Raw genomic sequence first — 21,291 nt, forward strand, 5'->3', positions numbered from 1 at the left:
GTTATTGACAAGCGGTCATTTTATACAAAGAAAGGATGGATATTTTATGAAGAGGGTCTGGTTATTATGGATGCTGATACATATTTTATTTTGTGTTTTGGCAGGATGCACGAGAAGCGGTACCGAGACGGACAGCGTGAAAATAGTGAAGCCGGTGGCTGTAATGGAGCTTAAGGAGGGATCTTATCCGGTCATGCTGCATTATACCGGCACAGTTGAGTCAAAAGAGGTCAAAAGATATGCTTTCAAAACAGCGGGCAGGATTGCAGAAGTATTTGTAAAAGAAGGTCAGAGCGTTAAAAAAGGTGATAAGCTGGTTTTGCTTGAACAGCAAGATTTGAAATTCACTGTTGATGCCGCAAAAACGCAGATGGAAGCTGCAAAAGCACAGTATGAAAAAGCAGTGAATGGTGCCAGAGAAGAAGAGATTCGATTGGCGGAGTTGAATGTACATAAAGCACAGTCCAGCTATAATTTCCTACAAGATCAATATAAGAAAATAAAAGAATTATATCAAAATGGAGCAGTTTCTCAGCAAAGCCTGGAAGAATGCCAACTGCAAATGGAGCAGGCAAAGTATAGTTTAGAACAAGCGGAAAAAACGCTGGAATTGGCAAAAAACGGTGCGAGACGAGAAGAAATAGAAGCACTGCTGAAACAGGTTGAAACAGCTAAGGCGAATTTTGAAGCTAATGAAAAGTTAATGCAGGATGCGCTGATTACAGCAGATAGTGACGGTTATGTACTCAGTGTAATCAGTAAAGAAAATGAAATAGCCGCCGCCGGCTCTCCGGTGGTCGTTGTAGGAAATAGCGAATATATAGGAAAAGTCGGCCTGATTGAAGAAGATGTTTCAAAAGTGATGATAGGGGATGAAGTAAAAATAGATGTTGACGGTAAAGAAATGAAGGGTAAAATTACGACCATTCATAAAGTGCCGGATGATGAAACCAGAACGTATACGGCAGAGATCTCCTTTGATAATACCGCAGGAGTGAATATTGGGACAGTTATAAAAGTGGTGATGAATGCAGGGCGGCAAACAGGGATATGGGTACCTATTCAATATATCTTGAATGATGGTGAAGATTATGTCTATGTTATAGAGAATAGCAGAGCTAAGAGAAAGAATGTGAAACTAAACGGCATGATTGAGGAAAAGGTGTGTGCCCAAGGGCTAAGTGAAGGAGAGATGCTGATAACAGAAGGAATAAAAAGTATTAAGGACGGATATGAGGTTTCTGCAAATGGCAGCCATGCCAATTCGATAGGACAATAGGGGGTGAAACAATGAAAAGCATCTTAAACGCGGTGGTCAGAGGAAGAATGATAGTGCTGTTTATTTCATTCGTTATCACAGCATTTGGAATATATAGTTATTCAGTGATTCCAAAGCAGGAAAATCCGCATATAAAAATTACAGCCGCTGTCATAACCACTATTTATCCTGGGGCTTCTCCTGAAGATGTCGAGCAGTTGGTAACCAAAAAAATAGAGGATGCCGTTTCGGAAATATCGGAATATGATTATGTATCATCCGAATCGGGAAAAAATGTATCCGTTGTGGTGGTAGCCTATCGTGATGATGCGGACATTGATAAGGCAAACCGTGAATTGAAAGATAAGATGGACGAAATAAAGGATGAGCTGCCCGATGATTGCTATGAGCCGGAAATAAATACGGACTTGGCAGAAGTAGCAGGGGTGCTGATCAGTTTATCCGGTGACAATTATACCTATGAGCAGCTGTCTTTCTACGCTGAAGACATCAAAGATGTGATTGGCGAAGTAGATGGGATTTATAAAACAGAATTAGTAGGTGAGGTAGATAAGCAGGTTACCGTAAAAGTGGATACCGGTCAATTGAATCAATTCGGACTTTCACTGAGTGAAGTAAGTCAAATGCTGTATTCACAAAATCTGGAGATGCCCAATGGGGCTTTAGAGAATGAGAAAGGAAAAACATATGTAACTACCGAAGCATTGTACCAATCCGTTGACGATATCAGGGATGTGATCGTAGACGTATCGGGACAAACAGGTGCACTGGTCAGGTTAAAGGATATTGCTGCGGTGGATATGGAGCTTGAGGATGATGTAAAAAAATGCAAACAGGGAGAAAAAAATGCCGTAGTGATTGCCGGATATTTTAAAGACGGGAAAAATATCATACCTATCGGCAAAAAAGTCAGAAGAGCGCTCGAAGACGCTAAAATGAATCTGCCCCCGGATTTGAATTTAAACGAAGTTACCTTTCAGCCCGATGATGTTGAAAAAAGTACGAGGAATTTTATATCAAATTTAATTATGGGTATGGTTTTGGTCATCGCCGTTATATTTTTAGGTATGGGTTTAAGAAATGCGCTGGTTATTTCGCTAAGTATACCCCTTACCATAGCCATCACTTTTATATTGATGAATACGACTGGTGTAAGAATTGAAAGCATGTCACTCACAGGGCTGATCATCGCATTAGGGATGCTGGTGGATAATGCGGTTGTTGTAAATGATGCAATAGAAGTCAGGATTGCGGCAGGTGAAAGTGAAACGGACGCAGCGGTCAATGCAACAAGCGCTGTAGCGGCACCGGTTTTTACATCTACACTGACAACGGTAGCGGCATTTTTTCCTTTATTGTTCATACCCGGTGATGTAGGACAATTCATATCCAGCATGCCTAAGACAGTGATATATGCGCTGACCGCTTCATTTATCTCCGCCATATTTGCCGTTCCGGCGCTGCTTTCAATGATAAAGAAAAGAAAAGAGAAACAGCCGGGAAGGAAAGCGCACTTAACCAAAATAAAAGAAGGTTTTATGCATTTGCTAAAGTTGGCGCTGAAAAAAAGGATGGCAACCATCGGAGCCGTTGTGATTTTATTAGTATTTACTATTGGTGTAATTATTCCTCAGTTGAAGGTGGCTTTTTTTCCTAAAGCAGACAAGGATGTGATGTATATAGATACATATGTCGAAAAGGTGGGGGATCTGAAGCGTACCGAAGAAATTGCCGATCGGATAAGCCGGTTAATGCTGGAAGAACCCGAAGTATTAAGCATAACAGCAGGAGTAGGAACTTCCATGCCTAAGTTTTATCTAACGATGGATATTTTACATGACCAAGACAACCGCACAAGGGCGATTCTAAAGTCCGATTTATCAAAAACCGATCGGTTTAAAACAAAAAACGAACTTGCGGTTTATTTGCAAGAAAAGCTGAATTCGCAGATCGTCGGAGCGTCCTCTACTGTTAAAATGATGGAATTGACAGATCCTGAGAATGCGTCGGTGGGAATTAGGTTATATGGTGAGGATCTTAACCGATTAAAAGAGGTCTCGGAGCAGTTTGAAAATATGCTGAGTAATATTCCGGGAACCATCAACGTCAATAGCAATGCAAGTGAAAGCACTTATAAATATGCTGTAGAGGTTGACCGGAACAAGGCAGCTATATTGGGAATGTTGAACGTAGATATACAAAAGGAGATACAGACAGCTTTACTTGGCAATAAAGCAACAGTCTACAGAAAATCAGGCAAGGAATATGATATTTATGTTAAAAGCGATATTGTCAATGTACATGAATTGGAAAACCTTGCGATAAAATCAAGCATTACAGGTAAAAAAGCGCTTTTGAAACAAATGGCCGATATTAAATTAAAGCCTGAGATTGATAATATAAAGCGGTATAAAAAAGAAAGGAGCATCGTGGTTACTTGCGATGTTAAACCCGGTTACAGTGCGGTAGATGTTGAGAATATCATAGAAAATGAAAAATTGGCAGTAGTAAATTTGGAAGGTGTCAAATTGGTTTTTGAAGGTGAAAGGGAAAATATAGGACAAAACTTCTCTAATTTAGGTGTATTGGGTATATTCATACTATTTTTTCTTTTCATCATTTTGCTGATTGAATTCAAATCATTCATCGAACCGATGATTATTCTGGCTACCGTGCCTTTATCCCTAATCGGTTCAATGATTGGATTGTTGGTTTTCGGAAAGCCATTATCTTTTACCGCGCTTTTAGGTGTTGTCAGCCTAATGGGTATTGTGGTCAATAATGCGATTCTATTAATCGATTATATTAAAGAAGCCGAAAAAGAAGGAGTTTCTAACGAGGAGGCATGCATCAATGCGGTGAGCATGCGCTTCAGACCCATTATGCTTACCACCGTCACCACACTGATGGGACTTGCACCGCTGGCTTTTTCAAACAGTGAATTGTTCAGTCCGATGGCTGTTGCATTAATGAATGGCCTTGTGCTGTCCACAATGCTCACAATGATTGTGATACCGGTTATATATGTGTCGGTTGATAATGTGAAACAGAAAATTAGACATATTTTTTACATTTCCATAACATAAAAATGAACTTTTCTAACAATTACCATCTAAAATAGTAGAGATTATACTTAATTTTTAGCTAAGAGGAGGAAAACAATGGTGTTACAAAAGAGAGGTCTTGGCAATTTATTGCTAACAATTTTTTTGATTCTTACTTTAACACTTACGGCCAGCATTGGTTATGCGGCGCCCATTACAGATACGGATAATCACTGGGCTAAAGAAGTGATTTCAAAATGGACCGATAAAGGTTTAGTCAATGGCTACTCAGACGGTACATTCAAGCCAGATAAACCGATCTCACGGGCGGAATTTATGACATTTGTAAATAAGGCATTCGGTTACAAAAAAATCGCAGATATGAACTATACAGATGCACCTAAAGGTGCCTGGTATGAAGATGTTATATCAAAAGCAAAGGCGGCAGGATATATCTCAGGTTATACTGATGGGACCATCAGACCTGATGCATCTATAACCCGCCAAGAAGCAGCGGTCGTTATTGCAAAGATTAAAGAATTAGAGAGTGACCCGGAGAGTGCTTCTGCTTTTGTTGATGCAGCCGGTATGCCTGATTGGTCAAAAGGCTTTATTGGTGCGGTAGCTAAAGCGGGTTATATGAAGGGTTATCCTGACGGTTCCTTTAAACCGGAGAAAAATGTTACCCGTGCAGAAGCCATCACAGCACTGGATATAGCTGCTTCTGTTACCAGTATTTCAAAAATAAAAGACGGCCAACTGATATTTGATAAAGCTGGCACTTATGGGCCTGAAAAAGCCGTAGAAGCAGTAGATGCTGATGTAATCATTAAAGCCGACGGAGTAATATTACAAAATCAGCAGATACATGGGGATTTAATCATCGCTGAAGAAGTAGGTCAAGGAACAGTGACTTTGAATAATGTAACTGTGGACGGAGATACCTATGTACGCGGCGGCGGCCCGAACAGTATTGTGATTGACGGAGGTCAATATAAGAACATCATCGTTCAAAATGTAAATGGAAAAGTACGTGTTGTAGCTAAAGGGGTTAAAGGCCCGGATGGAAAAGATATAGACATCGTGATCGCGGAAGAAGCCGCAGGAAATGAAGTAATACTTAACGGTGAATTCAATAGCATAAATATTGAAGCAAGTAATGTTGTGGTCACGACACAGGGAGATACCAGCATTGGCACCATGACAGTGTCTAATGATGTGTCCGGTACTACGTTAAATATAAGCCAAGGTACGCAGGTACAGGATCTTGTATTGAATTCAAATGTAGACGTGAAAGGTGAGGGCCGCATACAAAATAAAACAGAACCACCGAGTACACCTTCCGGTGGCGGCGGAGGTACAGGAGGCAGTAGTTCATCCAATAATGCGCCCGCCGCACCGCAAGATTTTTCACCGGCTAATGATGTGGAAAATGTAGAATTATCTCCGGCATTAAGCTGGACGTGCAGCGACCCGGATGGAGATGCGCTAACCTATGATATTTATTTTGGAACGGATGAAGCATCGGTAGAAGCTTTGGATGTATCCGTTCAGAAAGCTGCCGGTCAGAGTAGTACGGCCTATGCACCGGATACACTGAGCAGTTTAACGATATATTACTGGAGAGTTGTAGCAAAAGATGGTAAGGGTGGTGAAAGCAAAAGCCCGTTGCTAAAGTTTACTACAATAAACAATGCACCTAATACTCCAGCCGAACCTTATCCTTCAAATGAGGCAAAAATTGTGAATCTATCTCCGACATTAAGCTGGACATGCAGCGACCCGGATGGAGATGCGCTAACCTACGATATTTATTTCGCAAGTGAACCCACTCTTGTAATAAATGTGGACACACAGGAATTGATTTTAGACGTAACAGCTAAGAGAGCAGCTAACCAGACTGATAATTTCTATACTCCCGGTGATCTTCAAAGTCATGTAACATATTACTGGAAAGTAGTAGCTAGAGATAGTAACGGTGAAGAATGTGCCAGCCCGGTTTGGCAATTTACTACTACCGATACTCCTAATGCTGGAGGAGGCAGTGGAGGCAGTAATCCGCTCCCATCCAATCATGTACCTACCGTACCGCAAGTTCTTTCACCGGTTAATGAGGTAGAAAGCGTGAGTGTATCTCCAAATTTAAGCTGGACGTGCAGCGATCCGGATGGAGATGCATTAACCTATGATGTTTATTTCGGAACCGATGAAACGCTGGTAAATACATTGGATGTATCAGTTCAAAAGGAGGCCGGATACAATGGCACCGCGTATTTACCCGGTGAGTTAGAGGGTTTAACTACTTATTACTGGAAAGTAGTAGCTAAAGATGAGAAGGGTGGGCGCACTGACGGTCCATTATGGAAGTTTACAACCAAAGAACCGGAAGTCAGAACGAACCGCGATGGATATTTTGTGATAGAGAACGACGATCACACTAGAGTGATTGAAGGTTATGTGACGCATAACCGTGGTGGTGCGGGAATTTCCGGAGCCACTGTAACCTATCCGGTGGATATTTTCGAGACACCTGGCGATCTCTTGGTTTCAATCAATGATTTGGCGGCAGCAAGAGTCCAGAATGTATACTGGAAGAGTGTCAGTGAGTATGTATATGAAGAAGAGACTGTTTCTAATAGTGTATATGGCGGTGGAGGCAGCATTAGCGTTACTGAGGCTGTTTATGGATGGAATGGACAGAATTATATTTATGAAGTCCCTGTCAGAGATCTGTTTAATCCCTCTTGGGGAGAGACACCTCCAGGTATACAATTGGAAGGAATTACTCCAGGAGCTACAGTATCGGGGACTGTTTATTCTGATTTGTCCTTTGAATCCGAATCAGGGATTTATGTTTATTACGTCTACCTAGGTGGCGAACAACGATTCCCTATTGAAAATTATGGTATAGGAGGATGGGGGGAGAATTCAGCAACAGTATCCATTGATACAACGTCCTATCCGAATGGCCCGACATATTTAAAAGTATTGGCTTACGATTACAACGGAAATTCGGTTTTAAGCGTTTTGCCGGTGATAGTAGAAAATCAGATGGATCCTGAGCAGAATGATGTTCCGAATCAAATTAAAGAACTGAATTTAATCTGTGACACATATGGTATGAACTGGGGGTTATATGCTGTTCCGGTGGATCAAGCTAAAATCTTAGAGGATGATAGTCAAAATGCTGATATGAATGACGTTACCATCCGGAATAGATTAACTTGGACCGCTGCAACGGGAGCTGACGGATATAAGGTATACCGGAGTTTCGATGGAGTGAATTATCAGCAGATTGGTACCGTGAAAAGCACCCAATATCAGGATGCTAGCTCAGCATTGGAAATCGGAAAATTAACTTACTACAAAGTGGTGCCTTACAACAGCCAAGGAGATAACAATGAGAACGCCTTAATCCGTTTCGGTGCGCCTTTGCCGGGATTTAACGTAGTACTTAATAGTCCCAAGCATGGAGCAACAGATGTTGAACTTTCACCTACTTTCACATGGGATATTGAAACAATAGGCGGTAGTTTTGAAGAATACCGGGCAAAATATGATAATATACAGATATCCCAGAGTTATAACTTGCGTTTATTTGATGCAACATCCTATTTGATATGGGAAGATGAGTCATATGAGAATAAATATGATCTGACTTTTGAGCTGGAACCGGGCGGTATTTATTCTTGGGATATCAATGAAGCTGATTGTTATGTATCTCATGAATATACCGGTAATGGATATTCGTATTCAATCTCATATGCGGCAGATGGACAAATTGGTTCTCTAAACGGTGAAAACATGTTTGCGACAGCTGTTGAGAACCTGGGGGCGGACAATATACCTCAGATGGATTTTCTAAACATTGAGGACAGTCAATTTACCGATGGACATGTATTGGTAAAAAGCAATAATATGGCAGGCCTAGCAAAAACCCTTGATCTTTTAGGCAGTGCTACCCTCAAGCAATGGGAAAAAACCGGATGGAGTATGGTGGAAGTGCCCCAAGACGAAGATGTAAAAAGCTTTATCAAAAAACTGCTTAAGGATCCAGATGTTATAATTGCTCAGCCCGACTACTTGCTTGATGGGCCGGAGCCTGTTAGAACAAAGGATAGTCAAACATCATTAAATATGGTTGAATCAGGATCTACCGATATGATGTTGGGGTCGGAAGTTGAAGTAGAGAAGCTATGGGGGCTAAAGAATATTCATGCAGAACAAGCATGGAAGAAAACCACGGGGTCATCTGATGTAATTCTTGCGATCATAGATACCGGCGTGCAGCTAGATCATCCGGAATTTGCAGATAAGATATTTATTGGCGCGTATGATGCTACAGGGGAAGGAATACCGGGCATAGATACTGACGGGCATGGTACCCATGTGGCAGGTATTGCCGGGGATAACGGCAGAAATGGAAAAATTGCCGGAGTAGCATGGGATTGTCCTATTATGCCAATAAGAGTAGCGAATGAATTTGGAAAGATTTCTACTTCTTATTTGATAGAAGCAACCTCCCATGTGGCGGAATATATAGAACAATATCCTGACAAACGTATCGTTATTAATATGAGCATTGGTGGCAGGGGCTATAACTTCGCTTTTAAAGATGCCATTGATAAGGCATTGGAAAATGGGGTAGTGTTTGTAACTTCCGCAGGCAACGATGATAAGAGAGTTCCGAGTTATCCTACCTCATATAATGGGGTGATTGCCGTAGCAGCTTCTACGCCTAAGAATACACGGACAGTTTTTTCCACTACCGGTCCATGGACCTCCGTGGCAGCACCGGGCGAAAAAATATATTCAACATTATATGACCCATTCGATGACGAAAGAACCTATGAGTTTATGGATGGTACTTCTATGGCATCGCCTTATGTAGCAGGGGCAGCAGCACTGCTGTTATCCGAGCATCCTGAATTAACTCCTGCTCAGGTGAAAACCCAACTGGAAAAAACCGCCCAAGGGAATGGTTTCACTGAAGAATTGGGATATGGTGTGATCGATATGGAAGCAATGCTTGGGGACATTCAGCCTGTTGATTATGGTTCTTTAAAAGTAAAAACAAATATTAAGGAGACAGAATTAGTCACTGACGTTGGCTACGGAGTTCTCAGCATATTTGACAAGGACGGGAATTTAGTAAGCTATGGTACGACAGGGGAGAACGGAGGTCATACTTTCCACTTTATTAATCCGGGAGAATATAGAGTGGTGCTGTCTTACTACAATCCATTTGAAGATAAGTACCGGCACGAAGAAAAAAATGTAACCATCTTATCCTGTCAGACAGCAGAACTTGAAATCAATTATGAAATACCGTCTCAGGTTGAGAAACAAGATGTTTATACAGAGGATATTGAATTAGCATCAAACCAATTACCGTACTATTATGATTTTACGGTAACACAACAAGATGAAGGTTTGTTTGAAATTGAAACCTCTTTCTTTAAACAGAACTGTGATACGCAAATGGCTTTATGGGACGAAAACGGTAATAAAATAGCATATAACGATGATTACAATGGTGTATATTCTTTGATCCGTAAAAATCTACCGGCAGGAGATTATACCGTTGAAGTCAGCGAATTTGATGAAGATGATGATTTATACTGTACGTTAGATATTAGGAAATTAATAGTATCTTACGAGAATTGATGGAAAACAAGGTGCATCATACGACTTGACAATCTGAACGAAAGATTTAATAATTAGAACTATAAAAGAAGAGAATCTTGCGGCATATCAGTGCCTAGAGGATTCTCTTCTTTTTACTTGCGTCGATAGCATACGGTGTTGACAGCTGATATTCATTTTAACAGATTTAACATTTACATATAGACAAACACAATAAATTAGTATATAGTATTACTAAAAAGGAACACTATTTAAGTAGTTGTAATATGTATTAAATAGCTTTGATATTTATGTTGAATCAAGATCTGTAAAAAGGAGTCATTTTTATGGATATAGTTGAGATGCTTATACATTTTGGACTTACAAGGCAGGAGGCAACAATATATTTAACACTCATTTCAGAGGGTGACCTAAATGGCTATGAAGTTGCAAAAATCACCGGTATTTCACGGTCTAATACGTACACATCTCTTGCTGCCCTCGTTGAAAAAGGAGGAGCATTTGTGATGGAAGGGGCAACAACGAGATATACATCAGTGCCCATTGAAGAGTTTTGCAATAATAAAATAAGAAAGTTTCAGGAAACAAAAAAAGAACTGATAAAAAGTGTTCCACAAAAGAGGGAAGATTCTGAAGGATATATCACCATCAAAGGACATCATCATATTTTGAATAAAATGAGAAATATGATATTGGAAGCAGAAGAAAGGGTATATCTTTCGGTGTCAAAACAGGTACTTGAGGCAATCTTTCCGGAGATAAAGGATGCGGTCAAAAGAGGTATTAAGATGGTGTTGATTACTAACCAGCCGGTTTGCTTAGACGGAGCTACAATATACTTTGTTGAGAGGTCTCAACAGCAAATCAGACTCATTGCAGACTCAACCAATGTCCTGACAGGAGATATTGATGATGGAGAGCATTCAACTTGCTTGTATTCCAAAAAGAAAAACCTCATTGATTTGCTAAAGGATTCTCTGAAAAATGAAATTAAACTGATAGAAATGATGGGAAGGAATGATACTAAATGAGAAAGACTTTTATAAACTTAAATCAATTAACGGAAATCATAAAAAAATACCCTACACCATTTCATTTATATGACGAAAAAGGAATTCGAGAAAACGCACGCCGCCTAAAGCAAGCATTTTCTTGGAACAAGGGATTTAAGGAATATTTTGCAGTAAAAGCGACGCCAAACCCTACAATACTCAAGATATTACAAGAAGAAGGATGCGGAGTGGATTGCTCTTCGTATACTGAGCTTAGGATGTCTGAAGCAGCAGGATTTAAAAATGAGGACATCATGTTTACATCAAATGCCACGCCAAAGGAAGATTTTATTCTTGCCCAAAAGCTGGAAGCGGTCATCAATCTTGATGATATCACACATATTGAGTTTTTGGAAAAGACGGCAGGAATCCCTGAAACAATAAGCTGCCGATTCAATCCCGGAGGGAATTTTGTTATCAACAATGCTATTATGGATACGCCCCAGGAAGCAAAGTATGGTTTTACACGCTCTCAGTTGTCTGAAGGATTTAAAACCCTCGTAAATAAAGGGGTAAAGCATTTAGGGCTGCATGCATTTTTAGCAAGCAACACGGTAACAAATGAGTACTATCCGGTTCTTGCGAGAATGCTCTTTGAGACAGCAGTGGAATTGAACAAAGAGACAGGTGCGCATATTGCGTTCATAAACCTTTCCGGAGGTATAGGTATTCCGTATCATCCTGAACAGCAGCCGGCGGATATTTATCATATCGGACAAGAAGTCAAAAAGGCGTTTGAAGAGATTCTTATACCGGCTGGAATGGATGATATCGCAATATTTACCGAATTAGGCAGATTTATGCTTGGACCATACGGATGTCTTGTGTCAACTGCAATACATCAAAAAAACACACATAAGGAATATATCGGTCTGGATGCCTGTGCGGCGAACTTAATGCGTCCGGCAATGTACGGTGCATATCATCATATTAGCGTTATGGGAAAAGAGAATGAGCCTTGTGACCATCAGTATGATATAACGGGGGGATTATGTGAGAATAACGATAAATTTGCAATTGACCGGATGCTTCCCAAAATTGATATAGGCGATTTGATAGTGATACATGATACCGGTGCCCATGGTTATGCGATGGGATATAATTATAACGGTAAATTGCGTTCGGCTGAAATACTTCTTAAAGAAGACGGAGAAACTGAACTGATACGTCGTGCAGAAACGCCTGCTGATTATTTTGCGACGCTGGATTGTAACAAGGCGTTTATTGAAAAGCTAAAATATAGCTAATAGGAAATCATCAATAAGATGAAAAACAGGCTAAGTAATTTAAAACTGGTTTTCTAAGTATATTAGACACATGGGGACGGTTCGAGACTACTGAAAAAGCCCGATTTAGCACTCAGAGGAAGTCGGTCAGGGGGGCTGGCCTGCTGTCAGGCCTGGTTTTTGGCCGGACTGCGGCCCTGTCCTCCTGTCAGATCTCCGAACGATAAACACTTTTTATGTACCCTTGTATTAAATAGTTGGCAATTCAATAATAAATAAGGCTCCCGCTTCAGTATTTTTAGCCATGATGATCCCATTATGCTTTTCGATGATATTCTTACTGATGGCTAGTCCCAGTCCAAAATTGCCTTTTTTCCCTTTATAGAATCTTTCGAAAACATTATGAAGTTCGTCGGATTCAAAGCCGGGGCCGTCATCCGAGATGGTTAGTTTGATCTCATGATGGATAGCTTTTACATTGACCAATACAGTGCAGTTGGCATATCGAATACAATTACCGATTAAATTTGTAATTGCGCGGCAAAGTTTTTCTTCATCCCCATATATCTTAATGTCATCATTAATTTTATTATTGATAATCGTAATACTATTTTTTATTGCAATTCTATTCATTCGTTCAATGCAGTTATCGATTAGTTCATTAAATTTTAAATTTTCATAATGATAGTTCTCCTCAATTGTATCCAGCCGTGACAGATATAACAAATCTTCTACCATCAGTGTCATGCGTTTTGTTTCATCTAGAACAATATTTGCGGCAGTATTGCTATCTACGACATTATATTTTATACCTTCAGCATAGCTTTGAATGGTCATCAGCGGTGTTCTAAATTCGTGAGATGCATTCTGTAAAAAAGTTTTCTGCGCTTTATCATAGATTTCAAGTTTCTCTGACATCATATTAATGTTATTTACAAACTCTTGCAGCTCTTCATATACCGGTGTATTTAGTTTAGTGCCGAAGTTTCTTTCTGCAATAGCGCCTATATGCTCATCAAGAGATGAAAACGGAGCACAAATCTTTTTTGCAGCGAGAGAAGAAAAGATCACGGTAATGATAGCGGATAAAATAAGTATTGCAAATAAAATATAATTTATTGTCCACTGCAACTGGTTAAGTTTTTCCAAACTGGAATATATGACAATCCAGCCCAAGCCAAAAGAGTTCTTTTCAGATACCGGCTTGACGATAGAAATATATTCGATTCCTGATAAATGAAAGCTTAAATATCCATCTTTACTTAAGTCATCCGATTTATGGAGTTCATCAGCAATCTTATTGAACATTTCATCAGTAGTCTTATTCAAGAGTTCATCTGGGGTATTAAAATACTCTTCAAGTGAAATGTTGATGATATTCTTATCTCCGTCAAGTAAAATATAATCCGCATTCAATACGGAAAGAGGCTCTCTTAAAGATCGGTCCAGCATAAAATAAAATCTGAAAACCTCATCGTTATTTGATTCGTCATGTTCGATATCGGGAGGAGGCGGCAGTTTATGCTTTGATTCTCCAGGCTTGGGGAAAAACTCCGGTCCTTTACGCAATGCAATATCTTCGGTGCGAGATGAAATGATATTTAACTGATCAAGGATATCGTTTTTTATGTATAAACGCACAGCAATATTAAATATAGCGGTCGTTAATGCGATCAATAGGAGGATTACAATCAGATTATACTTAAAGATCCTCCATTTTATAGTATTTCCTTTCATGACATCATTCCTTATCTTCGAGTTTAAAGCCAAATCCCCATACGGTATCGATTCTTACCATTGAACCGGCATCCGAGAGTTTTCTACGGATCCTTTTAACCATATCATCGGTTGCACGGGTTTCGACTTCGTTTTCAAAACCCCATACTTTATCTAGAAGTTCGCTACGGCTTACTGCCCGATCTTTATTTTTTGCAAGGTAATATAATAATAAAAATTCCATACCTGTAAGTCCTAGGTTCTTACCTTTGCAATCAGCTTGCTTAGTATTTGGATTGATGGATATATCTAAGATTTTAATCAAGTTACCATTGCCAATATTATTTTTGTCTAACTGTATTCTTCTGAAAATACTATTGATTCTAGCGATAAGCTCCATCGGGCTAAATGGCTTTGTAAGGTAGTCATCGCTTCCCAGAGTGAGGCCTGCTATTTTATCCGGTTCAGTGTCTTTAGCAGAAACAATAATAATAGGTACGGAACTCTTTTGTCGTATCGAAGCACAAAGGGAAAACCCGTCTATTTGAGGCATCATAATATCTATAAGGAGCATATCTGCCGGTTTTGTGTTAAAAGCTTCAAGGATGGAATATCCGTCATGAAAGATTTCAACCTCATAGCCTTCTTTATTAAGAAAAGATTTTATAATATTACAGATATTCACTTCATCATCAGCGATATATATCAATTTTTTATCTGTCATGATTTATTCACCTCTTAAAGTATTCTAAGTTGGTGTTCAGCAAAGCTGAACCCCTTGATTCAACTTGATTTTATCAACTGGAAACAATTTTCTTCACCTCACAGCCCTCAAACCTGCTAAAATAGAGAATATTTTAGAAAGGGGCTGATGTCATTGCTTCCACCAAACCAGAGTCACCTGGCTTATAAACTTAATTTATTTCTATCTGTCAGTGAGACTGACAGCATTGCTAAGATAATATCAAAGATTGATCTATCTCGTGTTTATGACTTCTGTTTACATTTTTATTCACAAAATCCTGCAGGACGTATTGCACTTTATCGCCCTCAAGATGCTTTAAGGTCTTTACTTGTGATGTACCTTGCTGGCTTTACATCCATTAATAAATGGGTCAAAGAACTTAGGGATACACCAAGATATGCTTATCTATCAGGTTTCTCTCCTGACAAGACGCCCTCTAAGGCTTATTTCTCTTGGTTTATCTCTAATCTTTTCGGCGATGAAAACGTTGAAGATGTCATGCTTCAAGGTTCTCTAATCCGTAAAATATTTGAATTGTTATTTGTCAAAGAATCTATCGAATTAGGAATCATTGATCCCCATGATAAAGTAATCTTTGACGGCTGCAAGGTAAAATCTTTTTGCAAACAAAAGTATGTTCCTGAAAAATATTGTAGATGCTATGCCAGTAATATAAAACCCTTTAAATGCTCTATGTGTACTGACTCCGAAGCCACAAAAGGTTATGATCATAATCTTGATGAATATCTAATGGGATACGGTCTGCATTTTGCAACAACTCCTATGATAGATAATCCATCTAAATGCCTACCACTAACATTCTTCGTCGAAGGTGCTGATGTCCACGATGTTAGAATGACACCACATCTAATAATGCATCTTTATCACAACTTGAAAGTTGACTTTCATTATGTCATTGCTGATTCGGGATACGACGCTTATTATGTTTACTGGTGGATTAGTTTACTAGGCGGTAAGCCTATTATTGCAATTAATCCAAGAAATTCTCAAACTCCAACACCTACTAATGAGTTTGGTTTGCCTGTTTGTGCTGCTGGTCATACATTTTACTATTGGGGTATTGATAAGAAAAAAAGACGACTAAAATGGCGGTGTCCAAGAAAAGCTTCTAAAAAATTGGCTGAAAAACTAAAGTGTGATCATCCATGTTGTGATTCTGGCTATGGCAAGACAGTCTATACTCACATTGAAGATGATATTCGTTGGTTTACCCAAGTTCCCAGAGGCTCACAACTCTGGAAAGACATCTATTCAAGAAGAGCACGTATAGAATCCGTTATTGGAGATATTGTACTCAACAACGGTCTTAAATCTCCATTATTTAGGGGTACCAAGAACTTCTTCGTGAGAACTGCCTTAGTTTGCATGCTCCAACATGCAAAAGCCATAGCCATAACCCTTGAGAATAAAGAATACCATAAGACTGCTGCATAAACTACAGGAAAAATATTCTTACTATTCTCTTGCATAGGGAATCTCCGACCATTTTTAGATACCAAATTATTCCTATCATCCATTCTTTAAATTTTCAAAGTACACATGAACATAGTTTATTGCTATAACCTAAAACTTTAACATTCTATACCATTTTGTTGTTATTTACTGAACATCTACTATTCTAACATGAAAAAGTTATTCCTAACATTAGAACTTATGTTTTTGCCACAATTTTGCCATAATTTAATGATTTTAAATAAAAAAACATGATTACCATAATTTTGCCACAGTTTTGCGGAGATTTCCCAAATTATTATGGATAGAATTAGAAATGTTATAAGTATTGTTTGAAATAAATGATGTTACAGTCAAAGAAATGCAGTATTAGTTTAAATCTATTGTTAATTGTGATCACAAGAATGATAGATGATGGGGGGAGAGCTTTGTTTCAGGTCTACTTAGTGGAAAATGATAGAAATCTAAATCACTTACTTTCGTTATACATGCAGAAAGAAGGATGGACCATTACTTCATTCATGAATGGAGAAAATGCGTGTAAAAATATGGAGAAATGTCCGCACATATGGATTGTGGATAGTCATCTTCCGGATATGGACGGATACCAGATATTAAATGAGGTGAAAGAGACTTATCCGCAAGTACCCTTTTTGTTAATATCAGACCGCAATTCAACCATGGACAGAGTCATTGGTTTGGAAATGGGATGTGATGACTATTTGGCCAAACCATTTCTGCCAAAAGAGCTTGTAATCCGTGCGAGGAAAATGATGGAGCTTACTTATGGAAGTGTACGGACGACGAGGAAAAAGACCGAATATCATATTCCTCCTTATGTTGTTGATGAAATGAAAAGGGTTGTGAGGATGGGAACAACTATTATCCGTCTTACATCCAAAGAATTTGATTTACTGTATTTATTTATAAAAAATCCTTTAAGAATTTTTTCGAGAGAACAGATTATTAAAAACATATGGGGGCAGGACCACTTCGGGTCTGACCGGTCAGTAGATGATTTGATCCGAAGATTACGCAAAAAAATGAAATTATTAAGAATAGAGACAGTTTATGGATATGGATACAGGATGCTTCAATCCATATATTCGGATCAGCAAAGAAAAAACACTATAGAAAGCAACAGTACTATTACGATTTGATAGGCTGCACTTTTGATTCACAACCTTAAATTCAAGCATACAAAAAAACCTCTAATTTACTATTCAGTAAATTAGAGGTTTTTTGTATGCGTATTTCAATATTTACCACAATATTTCAATCACTATCATCATGTTTTGACAATTATCCCATAATTATTTGTTATCATGCCAGTTGAAGAGGTGTACAACACTTAATTAATAGATAAGTAGGTGAGAGTTATGTCAGTAAGTTCAATAAGCAGTATTGCCGGTACTACAACCAGTACAACCAGTACCAGAAATACAGGGGATTTAGGAAAGGATGAGTTTCTCAATCTATTGGTTACGCAGCTAAAATACCAGGACCCGTTAAACCCTACGGATAACTCGGAATTTGTCGCGCAGCTGGCGCAATTCAGCGCTTTGGAGCAGATGAATAATGTCAGCACCCGGGTTTCTTCTATGGAAGCGTTAACCATGACCGGAAAAATGGTGATTGCTTCAGTGACTGATTCAAGTACAGGCGAGACAAGCCAGGTCCAGGGAGTGGTAGACTATGTGAAGCTTAAAAACGGAAAAGCGACACTGGTAGTAGATGACCAGGAGATTGAACTGGATGACGTTACTGCAGTATATGATTATGACCGGTCGGATGTGGCCACACTTTCAACACTTGTTGGACAAACATGCAGAGGGTATATTTATGACTCTGAAAACCTTGACATTATCGAAGTGCAAGGGCAAGTGTCAGGGATTGAAAAAGGGGTTTATGAGGATTATGCAGTGATGGATGGCGTGCAAGGACAATTGAATGCTATCCTTTCAGAAGACTATAAAAATTCGGAAAGTGAATATGATTATTTAAATGAACGTATCGGGGAGGAAATCGATTTAAGCATTACAGACAGTGCTACCGGTAAAGTGGTACCTGTAACCGCTGAATTGGCAGAAGTAAGTGAGAAAGACGGAATTCTATTAGTAACACTGAATGAGGTAAAGGTTCCGGTGGATAGCATTTTCAGTGTAAATTAAAACATTGTCAAGGAGGCGTTTATTATGATGAGATGTTTGTTTTCCGGTGTTTCGGGATTAAGAGCACATCAACAAAAGATGGATGTGATCGGAAACAATATCGCAAATGTAAATACAGTAGGTTTTAAGTCATCTAGAGTCACTTTTAGCGATATATTCAATCAAACCCTCAGTGGGGCAACCGCTCCTGATTCTACCACCGGTAGAGGAGGGATCAATCCAATGCAGGTAGGACTTGGCGTGGGGGTTTCTTCCATAGATACCATTACTACAAGGGGCAGCACAGAAACAACGGGAAGTCAGACCGACCTTGCCATAGATGGAAATGGACTTTTCATTGTACGGCAGGGCAACAGTGGTTCCTATTTATTTACTAGAGCGGGCAATTTCACGTTGGATAAATCGGGGAATCTTGTGACAAGTGACGGATTGAACGTATATGGCTGGATGGATTACGGACAAGAACAGCAAGCGGACGGGTCTTATGTTTTTGATACTGATAAAGATGTAGAACCGCTCAATCTTTTTTCGGATGCCTATAATAAGAACAAGAAAGTTTTAGCCGCAAAAGAAACCGGAAATGCTGTATTTGCCGGAAGTCTGGATTCCGCCGAAGATGCGGTAGGGGCAGCGCTTAACGATATCGCGGATACTACTGATTTAGAATCTCAATATAGTACTACAATGACCGTATATGATGCTTTAGGAAATACCTACGAGGTTGAGGTAAGCTTCACTAAATGTTATGTAGATAGTACTACCGATGCCGACAACCCGGTTACATCGTGGTACTGGGAGATTCAAGATGATTCCGGTGCCGGCAGTACCGGCGGATATATCAAATTTGACAGTGAAGGAAACATTATTACCGACGACTCGGATTACAGTATCACGCCGGAAGTGGAGTTCTCACCGGATAGCAGCGGTGCAAGTCCTTTTACAGTATCCATCGATTTTTCAAATCTTACCATGACCAATGATGACAGTTCGGTAGAAGCAAGCTCGGTAGATGGTTATGCATCCGGTACATTGGAAGATTTCAGTATCGGTGCCGATGGAATCATCATGGGCGTGTATTCTAACGGAAAACAACAGCCGCTGGGTATGGTTGCTCTGGCTAAATTTGACAACCCTGCCGGACTTTCCAAATTAGGATCGAACAATTATGTTGCTACTGCAAACTCCGGTGATTTTGTAAACGGGGTGATGGCCGGGGATGACGGAAGCGGTATGTTAAGCGCCGGAAGCCTGGAAATGTCCAATGTAGACCTTTCATACGAATTCAGTCAGATGATCATTACGCAGAGAGGTTATCAAGCGAACAGCAGGATTATAACCACCGCCGATGAGATGCTGCAGGAACTTGTCAATCTGAAAAGATAGTCAATAATATAGCTTTTTTTGGAGGTGGTTGAGTGGGATCTACATTTTCATGTTATGAAATCAGCAGGTCAGGGATGTATACCAGCCAGAGGGCTTTGGATGTTACAGGACATAACGTATCCAACGTAGATACTGTAGGTTATGTGAGACAGCAGTTGATTCAATCTGAAAATCGTCCCGCGACCTATACAGGATATCAAATAGGCACCGGGGTGAATATTGATGAAGTGAGGCAAATCAGAAGCCTATTTCTCGATAACAGCTATAGAAAAGAAAACAGTACTTTGAATTATTGGAATACCATGCAAAAAACTGTAGAAGATATTGAAGGTATTATGAATGAGTTTTCTGATAACGATCTTGGCAATACGATCGATGAATTTTTTGATGGATGGGAAGAGCTTGCCAAAGATCCTGAAAGCAGAGCATGTCGGGAGTCTTTGGTCGAATATGGCAATCGTCTGGCGGATACCTTCAATCAGCTATCTCAACAATTAGACCAGATACAAGAAAATTTAGATGATCAAATCAAAGATATGGTGGATAAAATCAATTCGGTTTCAGAACAGGTTGCACAATTAAATGGATTAATCCGTGTGAATGAAGTGATGGGAGATAATGCAAACGATTACCGCGACCAGTTGAATGGGTTATTAGGAACCCTTTCAGGATATGTAAATATCAAAGTTACCGAAGACAGCAGCGGCATGTTTAATGTTACTATTGGAGGAACCTCGCTGGTGAATGGGGCTGCGGTGAATAAGATGATTTGTAAGACCAATGCATCCAATGGAGCATTCGCCACGGTGCTTTGGGAAAAGACCGGATCGGAAGTGAAGCTAAAAGACGGAGAATTATTAGGTTTAATAGAAGAACGGGGGGATGTGAATGGAGATAAGGGTAGCTCCGAGAACGGATCACCGGTTGAATCGGGATATGACGAAACGGATGTGGACAATGATGCAGACGCTTATAATTTCACAGGAGATTCCGGTAATCTGATTCCTGAATTACGTACTGCTTTAAATATGCTGGTTAGTCTGATGACAAGAAAGATCAATGCCATACACAGTAATGGAGTAGGCTTGGATGGAAGCACCGGAACGGATTTCTTTGTGAAGATAGATGAAGATTTGCCTTTTCAAGCCGGTAACATTATGATTAACCCTGATTTGGATGATCCGAATAAAATTGCGGTGTCGGCGACAGGAGCTTCGGGTGATATTACCATTGCCAATGAAATCATCAGTTTTAAAGACATGGAATACTTTAAAAATGATGGTCTTAAGATGGGTATTGATGATTTTTACGCATTTATTGTAAATTGGATCGGAACAGCCGGAGATCAAGCGGAAAGTGCTGCAAGCAATCAGAGCACATTGGTTCAACAAATCGAGAATAAAAGAACATCGTTGTCTGCCGTATCCTTGGATGAAGAAATGACCAACATGATGAAATATCAGTATGCGTATAATGCCAGCGTACAGGTGATGAACATGATAGATGGGATGCTGGATAAATTGATTAACGGTACCGGTGTAGTCGGGAGGTGAAAA

12 protein-coding genes are annotated in these 21,291 nt (G+C 39.6%); 10 read left to right on the forward strand and 2 right to left on the reverse strand.

Translation table 11 applies throughout. From position 1 onward, the window contains the following. Window positions 1-46 precede the first annotated feature (46 nt). The 5 genes from QKW49_RS23595 to QKW49_RS23615 all read left to right on the forward strand — a co-directional run bounded on the left by QKW49_RS23595 (window position 47) and on the right by QKW49_RS23615 (window position 12,268). On the forward strand, window positions 47-1,279 hold the full coding sequence (locus QKW49_RS23595; protein ID WP_282865079.1) for an efflux RND transporter periplasmic adaptor subunit: 1,233 nt from the start codon (window positions 47-49) through the stop codon (window positions 1,277-1,279). Between the two features lie 11 nt (window positions 1,280-1,290). Then, window positions 1,291-4,365 (forward strand): efflux RND transporter permease subunit, encoded by a 3,075-nt coding sequence (locus QKW49_RS23600; RefSeq protein WP_282865080.1) that lies wholly within the window; start codon window positions 1,291-1,293, stop codon window positions 4,363-4,365. Window positions 4,366-4,440: 75 nt separating this feature from the next. After that, the gene (locus QKW49_RS23605) at window positions 4,441-9,990 is read left to right on the forward strand and encodes a DVUA0089 family protein (RefSeq protein ID WP_282865081.1); all 5,550 of its coding nucleotides are present in this window, start codon (window positions 4,441-4,443) and stop codon (window positions 9,988-9,990) included. 305 nt (window positions 9,991-10,295) lie between these two features. Next, complete coding sequence (locus QKW49_RS23610) at window positions 10,296-11,000, forward strand: TrmB family transcriptional regulator (protein WP_282865082.1); 705 nt, start codon at window positions 10,296-10,298, stop codon at window positions 10,998-11,000. Beyond that, window positions 10,997-12,268: a diaminopimelate decarboxylase gene (locus QKW49_RS23615; protein ID WP_282865083.1), complete on the forward strand. Its 1,272-nt coding sequence runs from the start codon at window positions 10,997-10,999 to the stop codon at window positions 12,266-12,268. Before QKW49_RS23610 ends, QKW49_RS23615 begins: the two co-directional genes overlap by 4 nt. 228 nt (window positions 12,269-12,496) lie before the next feature. Here the strand turns inward: QKW49_RS23615 and QKW49_RS23620 are convergent, their stop codons facing one another. Then, a complete protein-coding gene (locus tag QKW49_RS23620; RefSeq protein ID WP_282865084.1) occupies window positions 12,497-13,984 on the reverse strand; it encodes a HAMP domain-containing sensor histidine kinase in 1,488 nt (495 codons plus the stop codon). A gap of 4 nt (window positions 13,985-13,988) precedes the next feature. Next, a complete protein-coding gene (locus tag QKW49_RS23625) occupies window positions 13,989-14,687 on the reverse strand; it encodes a response regulator transcription factor (RefSeq protein ID WP_282865085.1) in 699 nt (232 codons plus the stop codon). 147 nt (window positions 14,688-14,834) lie between these two features. On the opposite strand from QKW49_RS23625, the gene QKW49_RS23630 reads away from it, so the two are divergent. The 5 genes from QKW49_RS23630 to flgK all read left to right on the forward strand — a co-directional run bounded on the left by QKW49_RS23630 (window position 14,835) and on the right by flgK (window position 21,288). Beyond that, window positions 14,835-16,163, forward strand: a complete 1,329-nt coding sequence (locus tag QKW49_RS23630; protein WP_282863714.1) for a transposase — start codon at window positions 14,835-14,837, stop codon at window positions 16,161-16,163. Window positions 16,164-16,609: 446 nt separating this feature from the next. Further along, on the forward strand, window positions 16,610-17,341 hold the full coding sequence (locus QKW49_RS23635; protein WP_282865086.1) for a response regulator transcription factor: 732 nt from the start codon (window positions 16,610-16,612) through the stop codon (window positions 17,339-17,341). Window positions 17,342-17,560: 219 nt separating this feature from the next. After that, complete coding sequence (locus tag QKW49_RS23640) at window positions 17,561-18,352, forward strand: flagellar hook capping FlgD N-terminal domain-containing protein (protein WP_282865087.1); 792 nt, start codon at window positions 17,561-17,563, stop codon at window positions 18,350-18,352. A 24-nt stretch (window positions 18,353-18,376) separates the two neighbouring features. Further along, window positions 18,377-19,735, forward strand: a complete 1,359-nt coding sequence (locus tag QKW49_RS23645; RefSeq protein WP_282865088.1) for a flagellar hook protein FlgE — start codon at window positions 18,377-18,379, stop codon at window positions 19,733-19,735. A 32-nt stretch (window positions 19,736-19,767) separates the two neighbouring features. Next, window positions 19,768-21,288 carry a flagellar hook-associated protein FlgK gene (gene flgK, locus QKW49_RS23650; protein ID WP_282865089.1) on the forward strand — a complete coding sequence of 507 codons (1,521 nt, stop codon included), beginning with the start codon at window positions 19,768-19,770 and terminating at the stop codon, window positions 21,286-21,288. Window positions 21,289-21,291: the final 3 nt, after the last annotated feature.

It is taken from the genome of Petroclostridium sp. X23 (assembly GCF_030013905.1).
In the GTDB taxonomy this organism is placed as follows: domain Bacteria; phylum Bacillota; class Clostridia; order SK-Y3; family SK-Y3; genus X23.

What these genes read in the sequence shown, in the direction of transcription:
- QKW49_RS23645 (WP_282865088.1), top strand. Translation starts at nt 18,377, where the DNA reads ATGATGAGATGTTTGTTTTCCGGTGTTTCGGGATTAAGAGCACATCAA.
- QKW49_RS23625 (WP_282865085.1), bottom strand. Translation starts at nt 14,687, where the DNA reads ATGACAGATAAAAAATTGATATATATCGCTGATGATGAAGTGAATATC.
- QKW49_RS23615 (WP_282865083.1), top strand. Translation starts at nt 10,997, where the DNA reads ATGAGAAAGACTTTTATAAACTTAAATCAATTAACGGAAATCATAAAA.
- QKW49_RS23640 (WP_282865087.1), top strand. Translation starts at nt 17,561, where the DNA reads ATGTCAGTAAGTTCAATAAGCAGTATTGCCGGTACTACAACCAGTACA.
- QKW49_RS23605 (WP_282865081.1), top strand. Translation starts at nt 4,441, where the DNA reads ATGGTGTTACAAAAGAGAGGTCTTGGCAATTTATTGCTAACAATTTTT.
- QKW49_RS23620 (WP_282865084.1), bottom strand. Translation starts at nt 13,984, where the DNA reads ATGAAAGGAAATACTATAAAATGGAGGATCTTTAAGTATAATCTGATT.
- QKW49_RS23595 (WP_282865079.1), top strand. Translation starts at nt 47, where the DNA reads ATGAAGAGGGTCTGGTTATTATGGATGCTGATACATATTTTATTTTGT.
- QKW49_RS23600 (WP_282865080.1), top strand. Translation starts at nt 1,291, where the DNA reads ATGAAAAGCATCTTAAACGCGGTGGTCAGAGGAAGAATGATAGTGCTG.
- QKW49_RS23610 (WP_282865082.1), top strand. Translation starts at nt 10,296, where the DNA reads ATGGATATAGTTGAGATGCTTATACATTTTGGACTTACAAGGCAGGAG.
- QKW49_RS23630 (WP_282863714.1), top strand. Translation starts at nt 14,835, where the DNA reads ATGTCATTGCTTCCACCAAACCAGAGTCACCTGGCTTATAAACTTAAT.